General features: G+C 63.9%; 15 protein-coding genes. 13 read left to right on the top strand and 2 right to left on the bottom strand.

The annotated features are described in order from the left end of the window. Positions 1 to 14: 14 nt before the first annotated feature. From secG to M673_RS11030, 13 genes are all read left to right on the top strand, one after another. Positions 15 to 617, top strand: a complete 603-nt coding sequence (gene secG, locus M673_RS10970; protein ID WP_061976102.1) for a preprotein translocase subunit SecG — start codon at positions 15 to 17, stop codon at positions 615 to 617. A gap of 105 nt (positions 618 to 722) precedes the next feature. Further along, entirely contained in the window at positions 723 to 2351 is a 1629-nt protein-coding gene (locus tag M673_RS10975; RefSeq protein WP_061976103.1) for a CTP synthase, read from the top strand. 22 nt (positions 2352 to 2373) lie between these two features. Then, the gene (kdsA, locus tag M673_RS10980) at positions 2374 to 3207 is read left to right on the top strand and encodes a 3-deoxy-8-phosphooctulonate synthase (protein ID WP_061976104.1); all 834 of its coding nucleotides are present in this window, start codon (positions 2374 to 2376) and stop codon (positions 3205 to 3207) included. Between the two features lie 77 nt (positions 3208 to 3284). Beyond that, complete coding sequence (gene eno, locus M673_RS10985; protein WP_061976105.1) at positions 3285 to 4565, top strand: phosphopyruvate hydratase; 1281 nt, start codon at positions 3285 to 3287, stop codon at positions 4563 to 4565. Between the two features lie 138 nt (positions 4566 to 4703). Continuing rightward, positions 4704 to 5024: an FtsB family cell division protein gene (locus tag M673_RS10990; protein WP_061976106.1), complete on the top strand. Its 321-nt coding sequence runs from the start codon at positions 4704 to 4706 to the stop codon at positions 5022 to 5024. A 147-nt stretch (positions 5025 to 5171) separates the two neighbouring features. Next, entirely contained in the window at positions 5172 to 6266 is a 1095-nt protein-coding gene (gene pdhA, locus M673_RS10995; RefSeq protein ID WP_148640030.1) for a pyruvate dehydrogenase (acetyl-transferring) E1 component subunit alpha, read from the top strand. 9 nt (positions 6267 to 6275) lie between these two features. Then, positions 6276 to 7697: a pyruvate dehydrogenase complex E1 component subunit beta gene (locus tag M673_RS11000; protein ID WP_061976107.1), complete on the top strand. Its 1422-nt coding sequence runs from the start codon at positions 6276 to 6278 to the stop codon at positions 7695 to 7697. Between the two features lie 175 nt (positions 7698 to 7872). Continuing rightward, a complete protein-coding gene (locus M673_RS11005) occupies positions 7873 to 9300 on the top strand; it encodes a pyruvate dehydrogenase complex dihydrolipoamide acetyltransferase (protein WP_061976108.1) in 1428 nt (475 codons plus the stop codon). A gap of 31 nt (positions 9301 to 9331) precedes the next feature. After that, positions 9332 to 9967, top strand: coding sequence for an SGNH/GDSL hydrolase family protein (locus tag M673_RS11010; RefSeq protein WP_061976109.1), 636 nt, complete (start codon positions 9332 to 9334; stop codon positions 9965 to 9967). 53 nt (positions 9968 to 10020) lie between these two features. Further along, entirely contained in the window at positions 10021 to 11472 is a 1452-nt protein-coding gene (lpdA, locus tag M673_RS11015; protein WP_061976110.1) for a dihydrolipoyl dehydrogenase, read from the top strand. A 121-nt stretch (positions 11473 to 11593) separates the two neighbouring features. Further along, entirely contained in the window at positions 11594 to 11848 is a 255-nt protein-coding gene (locus M673_RS11020; protein WP_061976111.1) for a GlsB/YeaQ/YmgE family stress response membrane protein, read from the top strand. 42 nt (positions 11849 to 11890) lie between these two features. Next, positions 11891 to 12862 carry a lipoyl synthase gene (gene lipA / locus M673_RS11025; RefSeq protein WP_061976112.1) on the top strand — a complete coding sequence of 324 codons (972 nt, stop codon included), beginning with the start codon at positions 11891 to 11893 and terminating at the stop codon, positions 12860 to 12862. Between the two features lie 4 nt (positions 12863 to 12866). Next, positions 12867 to 13331 (top strand): type II toxin-antitoxin system RatA family toxin, encoded by a 465-nt coding sequence (locus M673_RS11030; RefSeq protein WP_061976113.1) that lies wholly within the window; start codon positions 12867 to 12869, stop codon positions 13329 to 13331. Here M673_RS11030 and M673_RS11035 read toward each other — a convergent pair. After that, a complete protein-coding gene (locus M673_RS11035; RefSeq protein ID WP_061976114.1) occupies positions 13328 to 13843 on the bottom strand; it encodes a CinA family protein in 516 nt (171 codons plus the stop codon). The two genes, M673_RS11030 and M673_RS11035, sit on opposite strands and share 4 nt — an antisense overlap. Beyond that, the gene (locus tag M673_RS11040; RefSeq protein ID WP_061976115.1) at positions 13840 to 15042 is read right to left on the bottom strand and encodes a bifunctional 2-C-methyl-D-erythritol 4-phosphate cytidylyltransferase/2-C-methyl-D-erythritol 2,4-cyclodiphosphate synthase; all 1203 of its coding nucleotides are present in this window, start codon (positions 15040 to 15042) and stop codon (positions 13840 to 13842) included. The genes M673_RS11035 and M673_RS11040 overlap by 4 nt, the downstream gene beginning before the upstream one ends. Between the last annotated feature and the right edge of the window lie 111 nt (positions 15043 to 15153).

The raw sequence follows: 15153 nt of genomic DNA on the forward strand, positions 1-15153 counted from the left end.
GCGCGAAGCCCCTTATGCAGACTGTCCTGATCGCCGTTCATCTCCTGATCGTCCTCGCTCTCGTGGTGGTCGTTCTCCTGCAGCGTTCCGAAGGCGGCGGCCTCGGCATGGGCGGCGGAAGCGGCGGCGGCCTCATGACGGCGCGGGGCGCGGCCAACATGCTGACGCGCACCACGGCCATTCTCGCGACCCTCTTCTTCATCACCTCGATGGCTCTCGCGATCCTCGCCCGCTACGGCACCGATCCGCTGGACATCCTGAACCGCGTTCCCGCCAGCCAGGGCGCGCCGGCAACGGGCACCGGCGCAAACGGCTCGCTTCTCGATCAGCTCGGCGGGTTGCCCGAGCAGACGCCCGCCACCACGACCACCAACGGCGTACCCGCCGGCGGCAGCGCCACGACAGGCCCGGCACCGGTGGCTCCGGTGACGCCTGCTCCGGCGCAGAACGAAAGCGGCGTGCCGACCGGTGCCGCTCCCGCGACGATCCCGGCCAACCCGGCTCCCCAGGCGCCGAACGCGGGCTCGCAGCCGACCGTCGCGCCGGTGGAAAGCCCGGCGCCCGGCGCGGCGGACAACGGGGCGCCCAATGCGTCGCCCGCTCAGCCCGCACAGTAGACCGGGTTTTTGACCGAACCTCACGGGGCGCTTCGGCGCCCCATTTCGTTTGCGGCCGATTTTATGACTGGCCGAATCCTCACTGGAAGCGTATCGGGAAGGCCCATGGCGCGATATATTTTCATCACTGGCGGCGTGGTTTCCTCTTTGGGAAAAGGCATCGCTTCGGCGGCGCTCGGCGCTCTTCTTCAGGCGCGCGGATATCGCGTGCGCCTTCGCAAGCTCGACCCCTATCTGAATGTCGATCCCGGCACGATGAGCCCGACGCAGCATGGCGAGGTCTTCGTGACCGATGACGGGGCCGAGACCGATCTCGATCTCGGCCACTACGAGCGCTTCACGGGCCGCTCGGCAAACCGGATGGACAATGTCACTACCGGCCGCATCTATCAGGAACTGATCGCCAAGGAGCGGCGGGGCGATTTCCTCGGCGCGACCGTGCAGGTCATTCCGCACGTCACCGACGCCATCAAGGCCTTCGTGCTCGAAGGCAACGAAGAGTACGATTTCGTGCTCTGCGAGATCGGCGGCACGGCCGGCGATATCGAGGCCATGCCTTTCATGGAAGCGATCCGCCAGCTCGGAAACGACCTTCCTCGCGGTGGGGCGGTCTATGTCCACCTGACGCTCATGCCGTATATCCCGAGTGCCGGCGAGCTGAAGACCAAGCCGACGCAGCATTCGGTGAAGGAGCTTCGCTCCATCGGAATTCAGCCCGATATCCTCCTCGTGCGAGCGGATCGCCCGATCCCGCGCGAGGAGCGGCGCAAGATGAGCCTGTTCTGCAACGTGCGTGAAAGCGCCGTGATCCAGGCGCTCGACGTCGCGACGATCTACGACGTGCCGATCGCCTATCACAACGAGGGGCTGGACACGGAAGTGCTGGCCGCCTTCGGCATCGACCCGGCCCCCAAGCCGAAGCTGGAGCGCTGGCACCAGGTGGTGGACGGCATCGCCAATCCCGAAGGCGAGGTCACCATCGCGGTGGTCGGCAAGTATACCGGCCTGAAGGACGCGTATAAATCTCTGATCGAGGCGCTCCAGCATGGCGGCATCGCCAACCGCGTGCGCGTCAAGCTCGACTGGATCGAGTCGGAGGTTTTCGAGAAAGAAGACCCGACGCCCTATCTCGAGCGCGTCAGCGGAATTCTCGTTCCGGGCGGTTTCGGCGAGCGCGGCTCCGAAGGCAAGATCCTCGCGGCCAAGTTCGCGCGCGAGCACAATGTGCCCTATTTCGGCATCTGCTTCGGAATGCAGATGGCGGTGATCGAAGCGGCCCGTTCGCTGGCCGGCATCGAAGAGGCCGGCTCCACCGAATTCGGCCCGACCCGCGAGCCGGTCGTCGGCATCATGACGGAGTGGATGAAGGGCAACGAGCTCGAACAGCGCGCCAGCGAAGGCGATCTCGGCGGCACGATGCGCCTTGGTGCCTACACCGCCTGCTTCGAACCCGATTCGCGCATCGCGTCAATCTATGGCGACACAGTGGTCGAAGAGCGCCACCGTCACCGCTACGAGGTCAACCGCACCTATCGCGGTCGCCTGGAGGAGGCCGGCTTGCGCTTTGCCGGCATGTCGCCCGACGGGCTGCTGCCGGAGACGGTGGAACTGCCGGACCATCCCTGGTTCATCGGCGTTCAATACCATCCCGAGCTGAAGTCGCGCCCCTTCGAGCCACACCCGCTGTTCGCCTCGTTCATCGGCGCCGCCGTGGAACGCTCCCGCCTCGTTTGAGATATGCCCGAAAGGCGCCGCGATGAACCAGCCCAACGCCTCCGTCAATCTTCGCGGCGTCACCTTTGCGCAGGACCGGCCCTTCGCCCTGATCGCCGGGCCCTGCCAGATGGAAAGCCGCGATCATGCCATGATGATCGCGGAGCGCATGAAGCGCATCACAGGCGATCTCGGGATCGGCTACGTCTTCAAGGCGAGCTTCGACAAGGCCAACCGCACCAGCCTCTCGGGCCGTCGCGGCATCGGCCTCGGCGGTGCGCTGCCGGTATTCGACGAGATCCAGCGCACATTCGATGTGCCGGTTCTGACCGACGTCCACACCGAGGAACAGTGCGCCGAGGTGAGCGAAGTCTGCGACGTGCTGCAGATCCCGGCCTTTCTCTGCCGGCAGACCGACCTTCTGATCGCGGCGGCGCGCACCGGGCGCGTCGTCAACATCAAGAAGGGCCAGTTCCTCGCCCCCTGGGATATGCGCAACGTCGCGGCCAAGGTCACCGAGAGCGGCAACACCAACATCCTTCTAACCGAGCGCGGCGCGTCCTTTGGCTACAACACGCTGGTCTCCGACTTCCGCGCTTTGCCGATCATGGCCGAGATCGGAGCGCCCGTCGTCTTCGACGCGACCCATTCGGTGCAGCAGCCTGGTGGGCAGGGCGGCTCGTCCGGGGGCGAGCGGCGTTTCGTGGAAACGCTATCCAAGGCGGCAGTCGCCGTCGGCGTCGCCGGCCTGTTCATCGAAACCCATGAAGACCCCGACAACGCACCTTCGGACGGGCCGAACATGGTGGCGCTCGGTGACATGCCGGAGCTTCTGCGGCGCCTGACGGCGCTCGATGCGGCGGCCAAGGCCTTCTAAGAGAGAACTCTAGCGCCGCACGGCGATTCCAGCCTACAAGGCGCGCATCGAAGCCCAATCCGAACGAGGGAACGAGCATGACGGCCATCATCGACATCATCGCGCGAGAAATTCTGGACAGCCGTGGCAACCCGACCGTCGAGGTCGACGTGGTGCTCGAAGACGGCTCGATGGGTCGCGCGGCCGTTCCCTCCGGCGCCTCGACCGGCGCGCACGAGGCGGTCGAACTGCGCGACGGCGACGATCGCTATGGCGGCAAGGGCGTTCAGCAGGCGGTGCAAGCCGTCAACAACGACATTCTCGAGGCGATCGTCGGCTTTGAAGCCGAGAACCAGATCCGCATCGATTCCGTCATGCGCTCGCTCGACGGAACGCCGAACAAGAGCCGCCTCGGCGCCAACGCCATTCTCGGCGTGTCGCTAGCGGTAGCCAAGGCCGCTGCCGACTCGGCCGGTCTGCCGCTCTACCGCTATGTCGGCGGTGCCAGCGCCAGCGTTCTGCCCGTCCCGATGATGAACATCATCAATGGCGGCGCGCATGCGGACAATCCGATCGACTTCCAGGAATTCATGATCATGCCAGTCGGCGCGGAAAGCTTCCGCGAAGCGCTGCGCATGGGCGCCGAAATCTTCCACACCCTCAAGAAGGGTCTGAAGGACGCCGGTCACAACACCAATGTCGGCGACGAAGGCGGCTTCGCCCCGAACCTCGGATCGGCGAAAGACGGCCTCGATTTCGTCATGCGCTCGATCGAGAAAGCCGGCTACCGTCCGGGTGAGGACATCTTTCTCGCCCTCGACTGCGCCTCGACGGAGTTCTTCAAGGGCGGCGTCTACGATCTCGAAGGCGAGAAGCGCAAGCTGTCCGGCGACGAGATGGCAGCTTATCTCGCCGAACTCGCCGGCGCCTACCCCATCATTTCCATCGAAGACGGCATGGCCGAGGACGATTGGGCGGGATGGAAGTCGCTCACCGAGCGCATCGGTTCGAAGGTCCAGCTGGTCGGCGACGATCTTTTCGTCACCAATTCGACGCGCCTGCGCGAGGGCATCGAGAAGCAGGTTGCCAACTCGATCCTCGTGAAGGTCAACCAGATCGGAACGCTAAGCGAGACGCTGGACGCCGTGAACGTCGCGCATCGCGCCGGCTACACCGCGGTCATGTCGCACCGCTCCGGCGAAACCGAGGATTCCACGATCGCGGACCTCGCCGTCGCCACCAATTGCGGGCAGATCAAAACCGGCTCGCTGGCTCGCTCCGACCGGCTCGCCAAGTACAACCAGCTCCTTCGCATCGAGGAAGAGCTGGGGGATCAGGCGGTCTATGCCGGTCGCAGCATTCTGCGTAGCCACCGCTAATCCTCAGGCTTCGAAGACAGACACGTTCGAAGGGCTCGCCGCAAGGCGGGCCCTTTCCGTTTGCGGCACCTGTTGAGAGTTCGTCAGCCTTAACGCGGCTTTAACGACGCTTTGACAGGATAGGGGGAGGAGAGCCCTATGCGCACCAAACAAAAACGGAAGTCCTGGTTCACGCCGCTGATCGTCCCGGCCATCACCCTGCCGTGTCTGGCGTATTTCGCGATGCAATCTCAGACCGGGCGCTATGGTCTCGAGGCCAGCCAGGAGATGCGCGGCGAGCTGGTCGCCAAAACCAAGGCCTATGACGACCTTATGCTCTCTCGAAAAGCCTTGGAGCAACGCGTCAAATTGCTCAGCGATGGGACCTTGGAGCGTGATATGATCGATGAGCGCGCGCGGCGTGCGCTCAATATGTCGAACGACGACGAGATCACCATACTGGGTCCTTGGAAGGGATGAACTGACTTTCGGTTAATTTTTGCCGCATCGCAGCATTTAATCTTATTCTAGTTAAGATACGTGGATCTCTTGCTCTGAAGGTCGCCGTGGCTATACTGCGCGCCGATCGGTCCGCTGTCCGCGGGCGTCGAGGACGAGGAATCACGAATGGCAACGGGTAAGCAGAAGGCCGGCGCAATCGACGTGGCCGAAAAGGACGCGCAGTCCTCTGCCGAAATCGTCAAGACGCTCGAGAGCTTCGAGCCGCCCGCACCTCTGGAATTCGCACGCGACGAAGACCTTCGCGCCTATCGCGACATGCTTCTGATCCGCCGCTTCGAAGAAAAGGCCGGCCAGCTTTATGGCATGGGCTTCATCGGCGGCTTCTGCCATCTCTACATCGGCCAGGAAGCGGTCGTCGTCGGCATGCAGATGGCGATGAAGGAGGGCGATCAGGTCGTCACCGGCTATCGCGACCACGGCCACATGCTGGCCACCGGCATGGAATCGCGCGGCGTCATGGCCGAGCTCACGGGGCGCCGCAGCGGCTACTCCAAGGGCAAGGGTGGTTCCATGCACATGTTCTCCAAGGAGAAGAACTTCTACGGCGGCCATGGCATCGTGGGCGCGCAGGTCTCGATCGGCACGGGACTGGCCTTCTCCAACCAATATCGCGGCAACGATTCCGTCGCGATCACGTATTTCGGTGACGGCGCGGCCAACCAGGGCCAGGTCTACGAGAGCTTCAACATGGCCTCGTTGTGGAAGCTTCCGGTTATCTACATCATCGAGAACAACCGCTACGCCATGGGCACATCGGTCAACCGCGCCTCGGCCGAGACGAATTTCGCTCATCGCGGCATCTCCTTCAAGATCCCGGGCATTCAGGTCGACGGAATGGATGTGCGCGCGGTGAAGGCCGCCGCCGACCTCGCCGTTGCCCATTGCCGCGAGGGCAAGGGTCCGATCATCCTTGAGATGATGACCTACCGCTATCGCGGACACTCCATGTCCGACCCGGCCAAGTATCGCACGCGCGACGAAGTGCAGAAGATGCGCGCCGAGCGCGATCCGATCGAGCAGGTCCGCCAGCGCCTGATCGAAGCGCACAATGTCAGCGAAGACGAGCTGAAGTCGATCGACAAGGACGTTCGCGACATCGTGGCCGACGCGGCCGATTTCGCCCAGAACGATCCGGAGCCGGACGTGTCCGAGCTTTGGACCGACATCTATGCCGACGAAGTCCCGCAGGCTGCGGAGTAAGAGGGCACCATGCCGACTGAAATCCTGATGCCCGCCCTTTCTCCGACGATGGAAGAGGGCACCCTCTCGAAGTGGGTCAAGAAGGAGGGCGACAGCGTCGCCCCCGGTGACGTGATCGCCGAGATCGAGACCGACAAGGCGACGATGGAAGTCGAAGCCGTGGACGAAGGCACGATCGGAAAGATCTTGGTTGAGGCCGGCACTGAGGGCGTGAAGGTCAACGCCCCCATCGCCATCCTGCTCGCCGAGGGCGAGAGCGCCAGCGACATCGGCAAGGGCTCGCCCGCGCCGGCCAAGTCCGCGCCTGCGGCGACGCCCGAGGAAGCCAAGCCCGAGGCTAGCGAGGGCGACAAGTCGAAGCCCGCACCGGTGCCGGCGCAGGGTCTGTCGCACCCTTCCGTCGAGGACGCCGAAGGCGATTATGCCGAGGAAATCCCCGCCGGCACCGCCATGGAAACCAAGACGGTGCGCGAAGCGCTCCGCGAGGCGATGGCCGAGGAAATGCGTCGCGACGAGACCGTCTTCCTCATGGGCGAGGAAGTCGCGGAGTACCAGGGCGCCTACAAGATCAGCCAGGGCCTGCTGGACGAGTTCGGCGCACGCCGCGTGGTGGACACGCCGATCACGGAGCACGGCTTCGCGGGTCTGGCCGTCGGCGCCGGCTTTGCCGGTCTGAAGCCGATCGTCGAGTTCATGACGTTCAACTTCTCGATGCAGGCGATCGACCACATCATCAACTCGGCGGCCAAGACGCTCTACATGGCCGGCGGACAGATGGGCTGCCCGATCGTGTTCCGCGGCCCGAACGGCGCGGCGGCCCGCGTCGGCGCGCAGCACAGCCAGGACTATGCCTCCTGGTACAGCCACATCCCCGGCCTCAAGGTCGTGCAGCCCTTCACGGCTGCCGACGCCAAGGGACTGATGAAGTCCGCCATCCGCGATCCGAACCCGGTCATATTCCTTGAGAACGAGATCCTCTACGGCCACTCGTTCGAGGTGCCGCAGGTCGAGGACTGGACGGTTCCGATCGGCAAGGCGCGTGTCCACCGCAAGGGCAAGGACGTGACCATCGTCTCCTTCGGCATCGGCATGACCTATGCCGTGGCAGCGGCCGAGCAGCTGGCCAAGGAAGGGATCGACGCCGAGGTGATCGATCTGCGTACCATCCGTCCGATGGACGTCGATGCGATCGTGCGATCGGTCAAAAAGACGAACCGCTGCGTCACCGTCGAAGAAGGCTGGCCGCAGGGTTCGATCGGTTCTGAGATCGCCTCGCAGCTCATGGTCCGGGCCTTCGACTATCTCGACGCGCCGGTGCTGAAGGTATGCGGCAAGGACGTGCCCATGCCCTACGCCGCCAATCTCGAGAAGCTGGCTCTGCCCTCCGCCAAGGAAGTGGTCGAGGCGGTGAAGGCCGTCTGCTACCGCTGAGCTGACGCGGCCCGCGCGACACGATGATCGCGCATGACATTCCGGGGCGGCGCAAGGCGCCGCCTCGCCCAGCGTAAGATGCGGGCAGAGCAGGGCAGGGCCTTTCGCCGCCCGATGCCGCTCATTCTATGGATTCGATGCCCCGCCACGCGGGCGATTGAGGAGATCCGGGCCGATGCCGATCAACGTGACGATGCCGGCGCTCTCGCCGACCATGGAAGAAGGCAATCTCGCGAAGTGGCTGGTCAAGGAAGGCGATAAGGTTTCTTCGGGCGACGTGATCGCCGAGATCGAGACCGACAAGGCGACGATGGAAGTCGAAGCCGTCGATGAAGGCACGGTCGCCAAGATTCTCGTCCCCGCCGGGACGGAAGGCGTGAAGGTCAACGCGGTGATCGCGATTCTCGCCGCCGAAGGCGAGGACGCCTCAGCTGCCGCTTCCGGTGGTGGCGAATCCGCTAAGCCCACCGCCTCCGCGGCGCAGTCCGTCGCCAGTGATGATGCCGTGGTCGGCAAGCAGAGCGACGCGGCTGATGCCGGCCAGCGCGGCTATGAGCGCGCGGCCGAGACCGCCTCGGCCAGCGAAGGCGGCAAGGGCAGCGCTGGCTCCGCCACGAGCGCCGGCAATGCGTCGGCCTCGGGCCGTGTTTTCGCTTCGCCGCTGGCGCGCCGGATTGCCAAGGAGCAGGGGGTCGATCTTTCGGGCGTCACGGGTTCAGGTCCGCATGGCCGCATCGTGAAGTCGGATATCGAGCGCGCCGCGCAGGAACCGAAATCGGCCAAGCCGCCGGAAGCCAAGGCCGCCCCGCAGGCAGCCACCGAGACTCAAGCTGCCGCGCCGATCGCCAAGGCTTCGAACGACGACGCCATTCTCAAGCTCTTCGCCGAAGGGTCCTACGAGAAGATCCCGCATGACGGGATGCGCAAGACCATCGCCAAGCGCTTGGTCGAGTCCAAGCAGACCGTGCCGCATTTCTACCTCTCGGTAGATTGCGAGCTCGACGCGCTCTTGGCGCTGCGCAAGCAGCTGAACAGCTCGGCGCCGATGGTCAAGGGCGAGGCAGGCGAGCGCCCCGCCTACAAGCTTTCGGTCAACGACATGGTCATCAAGGCCATGGCCTGCGCGCTGAAGGCGGTGCCGGAGGCGAATGTTTCCTGGACGGAAAGCGCTATGCTGAAGCACAAGCACGCCGATGTCGGCGTCGCCGTGTCGATCGAAGGCGGCCTGATCACGCCGATCATTCGCCGCGCCGAGGAGAAAACGCTCTCCGTCATCTCCAACGAGATGAAGGACCTCGCCAAGCGCGCGCGCAGTCGCAAGCTGAAGCCCGAGGAATATCAAGGCGGCACGACGGCCGTTTCGAACCTCGGCATGTTCGGCATCAAGGACTTCTCAGCCGTCATCAACCCGCCGCATGCCACGATCCTTGCGGTCGGCGCGGGCGAGGAGCGGGCTGTCGTGAAGAGCGGTGCGGTGGCGATCGCCAATGTCATGACCGTGACGCTTTCGACCGACCATCGCGCGGTGGACGGCGCGCTCGGCGCCGAACTGATCTCGGCCTTCAAGCGGTTCATCGAAAACCCGATGAGCATGCTGGTCTGATCGGCAACCGGGTCGGGAAGGCGGGTCCAGCATGAAAACCATTCTGTGCTACGGCGACTCCCTGACCTGGGGCTACGACGCCGAAGGGCCGGGTCGCCATAGCCATGGCGACCGCTGGCCTTCGGTCGTCGCCGACCAATTGTCGGGCCGCGCTCGCATCATCCCGGAGGGATTGAACGGGCGCACCACGGCCTATGACGACCATCTGGCCCCAGCTGATCGCAACGGCGCGCGTGTGCTCCCCACGATGCTCGCCTCGCATGAGCCGATCGACATTGTTGTACTCGCGCTCGGTACGAACGATCTCAAGGCGCATACGGGAGGCGGCACGGCCTTTCAGGCGGCGGCAGGGGTTGGGCGCTTGATCTCCATCGTGCGGGAGTTCCGCTCAACGTTCGGCTTCGGCTGCCCGGAGATCGTGATCATGTCGCCACCGGCCCTCGTTCCGACCGACAATCCTGACTTTCGAGACATGTTCGGCGGTGCAATCGCCGAGTCCCAGAAACTCAAAGCCGCCTATGCGCGGATCGCGCTGCAGGAGCGCTGCGCTCATGTTGCGGCGTCCGACCATTGCGCGGCGACGCCGCTCGACGGAGTCGATCTCGACGCAGACAACACAAGGTCTCTCGGTCTCGCAATCGCCTCCGCCTTGAAGACCCTCGTCTGATTTCCCAAGCGCCATCGGGCGCTTCACCCTTTCTCCATCAGGGAGCCGCTCCTATGGCCGACAGCTACGATATCCTCATCATCGGCGGTGGACCGGGCGGCTATGTCGCGGCGATCCGCGCCGCGCAGCTCGGCTTCAAGACCGCCGTGGTCGAGCGGGAGCACATGGGCGGCATCTGCCTGAACTGGGGCTGCATCCCGACCAAGGCGCTGCTGCGCTCGGCCGAGATCTTCCACTATGCCGAGCATGGTGAAAACTATGGCCTCAAGATCGAGAAGCCGAGCTTCGACATCTCGGCGGTCGTGAAGCGTTCGCGCGGCGTCTCGGCGCAGCTGAACGGCGGCGTCGCCATGCTGATGAAGAAGAACAAGATCGACATCATCTGGGGTCAGGCGAAGATCACCAAGGCCGGCAAGGGTGGCCCGGTCGAGATCGAGGTCGGCGAGCCGACCAAGCCAGCCGTGCAGCCGCAAAATCCAGTGCCCAAGGGCGCTCTCGGCCATGGCACCTATAAGGCGAAGCACGTCATCGTCGCGACCGGCGCGCGGCCGCGTGTCCTTCCCGGCATCGAGCCGGATGGGGATCGGATCTGGACCTATTTCGAGGCGATGAAGCCGGCTTCCATGCCGAAGTCGTTGATCGTCATGGGCTCAGGCGCGATCGGCATCGAGTTCGCCTCGTTCTACCGCACGATGGGCGCCGAAGTGACGGTGGTGGAACTGCTGCCGCAGATCCTCCCCGTGGAAGACGCAGAGATCGCCGCCGTTGCCAGGAAGCAGTTCGAGCGCCAAGGTCTGAAGATCCTCTCCGACGCCAAGGTCGCCAAGGTTACCAAGACCAGCGAAGGTGTCGAAGTCACGGTGGAGCAGGGTGGGAAGACGCAGGTCCTGAAAGCCGAGCGGCTGATTTCGGCGGTTGGCGTCCAGGGCAACACCGAAGGCCTGAATCTCGAAGGCGTCGGCGTTGTGGTCGAACGCGGTCTCGTCAAGATCGACGCGGTCGGTCGGACGAATGTGGAAGGCGTTTATGCGATCGGCGACGTCGCTGGTGCGCCGATGCTGGCCCACAAGGCCGAGCACGAGGGCACGATCTGCGTCGAAGCGATCAAGGGTCTTCACGTCCACCCGATGAAGCGCGAGCAAATCCCCGGCTGCACCTATTGCCAGCCGCAGGTCGCATCCGTCGGCCTGACGGAGGCGAAGGCCAAGGAAGGCGGTCGGGAGATCAAGGTCGGCCGCTTCCGCTTCGTCGCCAATGGCAAGGCAATCGCACTCGGCGAGCCAGAAGGCATGGTGAAGACCATTTTCGACGCGAAGACCGGGGAGCTTCTCGGCGCTCACATGGTGGGTGCGGAAGTCACCGAACTGATTCAGGGTTTCGTGGTCGCCATGGGTCTCGAGACCACGGAAGAAGACCTGATGCACACGGTCTTCCCGCATCCGACCCTTTCGGAAATGATGCACGAGAGCGTTCTCGACGCCTATGGCCGCGTCATTCATATGTAAGCGGGATAAAACTTCGGCTCCGGCACCATCCGGAGCCGACTTCCTACCTTGACCGGACATATTTTCGCCCATTTACCCCATGGGCGAGCCGAAGTGCCGCAGGTTTGGAAGGAGTTTTTGTATGAACGGCGTTGGAATTATCATGTCGATCATCCTCGGCGGTCTGGCCGGGTGGGTCGCAGAAAAGATCATGAAGGCCAATGTCGGCCTGCTGACCAACATCATCCTCGGCATCGTCGGTGCCCTGTTCTTGAACTTCATCCTGGGCCTGCTTGGGGTCTATACCGCGCCTTCCCTTATCGTTCAGTTCATCGTCGCCATTGTCGGCGCCTGCATCCTGATCTTCCTCTGGCGCGCGATCCGCGGCCGGGCCTAAGGTCTCGTTGCGTCCCGAGGTGGCCTGTCTTAAATAGGGCTCATGGTCACCGTTCTCGACACGCGCAAAGTGGCCGAGGCTTCGCCTCGGCCACGTCACCCTGAAAAGGCCCACCGTCCCGATACGGAGGTGTTGCCGAAGCCGGACTGGATCCGCGTCAAGGCGCCCGTCTCGCCCGGCTATTTCGAGACCCGAGAGATCGTCAAATCCAGCAAGCTGGTGACGGTTTGCGAAGAGGCGGGTTGCCCCAATATCGGCGGCTGCTGGGAAAAGAAACACGCGACTTTCATGATCATGGGCGGGATCTGCACCCGCGCCTGCTCCTTCTGCAATGTGGCGACGGGTCTGCCTCATGCGTTGGACATGGGGGAACCGGCCAGCGTCGCCCGCGCGGTCGCCCAGATGGGGCTGACCCATGTCGTCATCACCTCGGTGGATCGGGACGATCTTCCCGATGGTGGCGCCGAGCATTTCGTCCAAACCATTCGCGCCATCCGCGCCGCAGCGCCTGGGACGACGATCGAAATCCTGACGCCGGACTTCCTCCGCAAGCCGGGTGCGCTGGAGCGCGTGGTCGAGGCGCGACCCGATGTCTTCAACCACAATCTGGAAACCGTGCCGCGCAACTACCTGACCGTTCGGCCAGGCGCACGTTACTTCCATTCGATCCGCCTTCTGCAGCGGGTCAAGGAACTCGATCCGACGATCTTTACGAAGTCCGGCATCATGGTCGGGCTTGGCGAGGAGCGGAACGAAATCCTGCAGCTCATGGACGATCTGCGCACGGCTGACGTGGACTTCATGACGATCGGCCAATATCTCCAGCCGACCCGCAAGCATCATCCCGTGATCCGCTACGTGACGCCGGAGGAGTTCAACTCCTACGAGACGGTCGGCCGCACCAAGGGCTTTCTTCTCGTTGCCTCCAGCCCCCTTACGCGGTCCTCGTTCCACGCGGGTGAGGATTTCGAGAAGCTGAAGGCGGCGCGTCTGGCGAAGCAGGCTGCAGCCTAAATCAATGCCGAAGTTCGAAAGCAGTCGCCTCGTCAAGCATACGCCGGGTCAGATGTTCGATCTGGTCGCGGATGTCGAGCGCTATCCCGATTTCCTTCCGCTGTGCCAACGCCTTGTGGTCCGCTCCCGCAAGGAGCGGGACGGCAAGACATTGCTGATCGCCGACATGACGGTGGCCTACAAGCTGGTCCGAGAGACGTTCACGTCTCAGGTCCTGCTGAAGCCGGCCGAACTGGAAATCGACGTCAAATATGTCGACGGACCCTTTCGCTATCTGGAGAACCGTTGGTTCTTCAAACCGCATGCCAATGGCTGCGAGGTCGTGTTTTTCATCGACTATGAATTCAAGAGCCGGACGCTTGGCCTTCTGATGGGCTCGATGTTCGACTTCGCCTTCCGCCGTTTCTCCACCGCCTTCGAGGAACGGGCGGATCGAATCTACGCGCCGGAACGGGTCGCGGAAGCTTAGTCGCCGACTTGACGCGGCGCGTTCTGGAGCAGGGCGGTTTCGATAAATTCGAGCGCGACGCGCACGGACTCGCGCCGGATGGCGTCGCGACCGAGCGCGCCGAAGCGCATTTCTCGATGCTCGACGCCGCGTTCGCTGGCGAGGCCGAAATGCACGAGGCCCACTGGCTTGGCCTCGGTCCCACCGCCGGGACCAGCGATGCCCGTGACCGACAAGGCGATGTCCACCTTGGCGCGAGCCCTCGCTTCCCCCGCCATCTCCAGCGCGACGGCCTGCGACACGGCACCGTGGGTCGCCAAGCTCTCACCGGACACGCCAAGCAAGTCCTGCTTTGCCCCATTGGAATAGGTGACGAAGCCTCGGTCGAAAACGACCGAAGAGCCTTCGATTGCCGTCAGCGCGGCTGCGACGAGACCGCCCGTGCAGGATTCCGCCGTGGCCAGGGTGAGTCCATGCTGCCGCGCGAGTTCGACGATCCGGCGCGCCTGAGCGAGGATGCCGTCCTCAGTCACCGCGCACTCTCCGCATCTCCATAGACGACGCTGGTCGTTGCGATGGCCGCAATGCCTTCGCGCCGGCCGATGAAGCCCAGCATTTCGTTGGTGGTGGCCTTGATCGAGATGCGCTCGGGCTCGAGCCCAGTCATCTCGCCGATCGCCGCGACCATAGCGGCGCGATGCGGGCCGACTTTCGGCGCTTCCGCAATCAGCGTCACATCGACATTGCAGATACGGCCGCCCTTCTCTCGAACAATCTCGACCGCGTGCCGAACGAACAGACTGGATGCCGCGCCTTTCCACTGCGGATCGCTCGGCGGGAAATGCGTGCCGATGTCGCCGGCGCCGCACGTCGCCAGAAGCGCATCGGTCAAAGCATGCAGCCCCACATCGGCATCGGAATGGCCAAGCAGCGTCTGTTCATGGGCGATGCGCACGCCGCAAAGCGTGACATGGTCTCCCTCCACGAGCTGGTGCACGTCGTAGCCATTGCCGGTTCTTACATCGATCATGCGCGAGGCGCTCCTGAGCTTGGTGTCGGCGGCGGTGATATCTTCGGCCAGCGTCAGCTTCACGTTGCGCATCTCGCCGGGAACGAGCGCGACGGGGTGGCCCCGCCATTCGAAAAGCGACGCATCGTCCGTGAAGGCCTGAGCGGTTTCGCGCGTCGCCGCTTCATGCGCCTGGAGAATGAGGTCGAAGGGGAAGCCCTGCGGGGTTTGCGCGGCGAAGAGATTCTTGCGATCCACCGTGTCGGCGATGAAGCCGCCATCGCCCATGCGCTTGATCGTGTCAGTCACCGGAGCGGACGGAATGGCGCCAGAGCTTCGAGACACAGCGTCCAACACCTCGTCGATCACACGGCTGGACACGAAGGGGCGCACGCCGTCATGGATCAGGACTGCCTCAGGCGCCGCAGCTCGCAAGGCCTCCAACCCTTTCAGGACGGAAGCTTGGCGCGTGATGCTACCGGGGACAAGCCTGATCCGATCGCCAAAGCAAGACAGGCATGCGTTCGCGCGCTCGACGTCGTCGGGGTGGATGAGGACAACAATGGTCTGAAAGGCGTGGTCGCGCAGGAAGGCCTCGACCGTCCATTGCAGAACTGGCCGCCCGCCGATGCGGCGGTACTGCTTCGGCCCTTCCTCCGATTGACCCGCGCGTTCCCCACGCCCGGCGGCCACGATCACCACGGCCGTCTTACTCTGGTACATTCCGGTCCCCCTGACACCGGATCGGCTTATCGCAGCCCGGACACGTTGCAAAGGCAAAGCCCAATTCGCATACGTGCAGTGCAACAATATTGGAGCATCACACGCCTCCGA

It is taken from the genome of Aureimonas sp. AU20 (assembly GCF_001442755.1).
GTDB lineage: Bacteria > Pseudomonadota > Alphaproteobacteria > Rhizobiales > Rhizobiaceae > Aureimonas.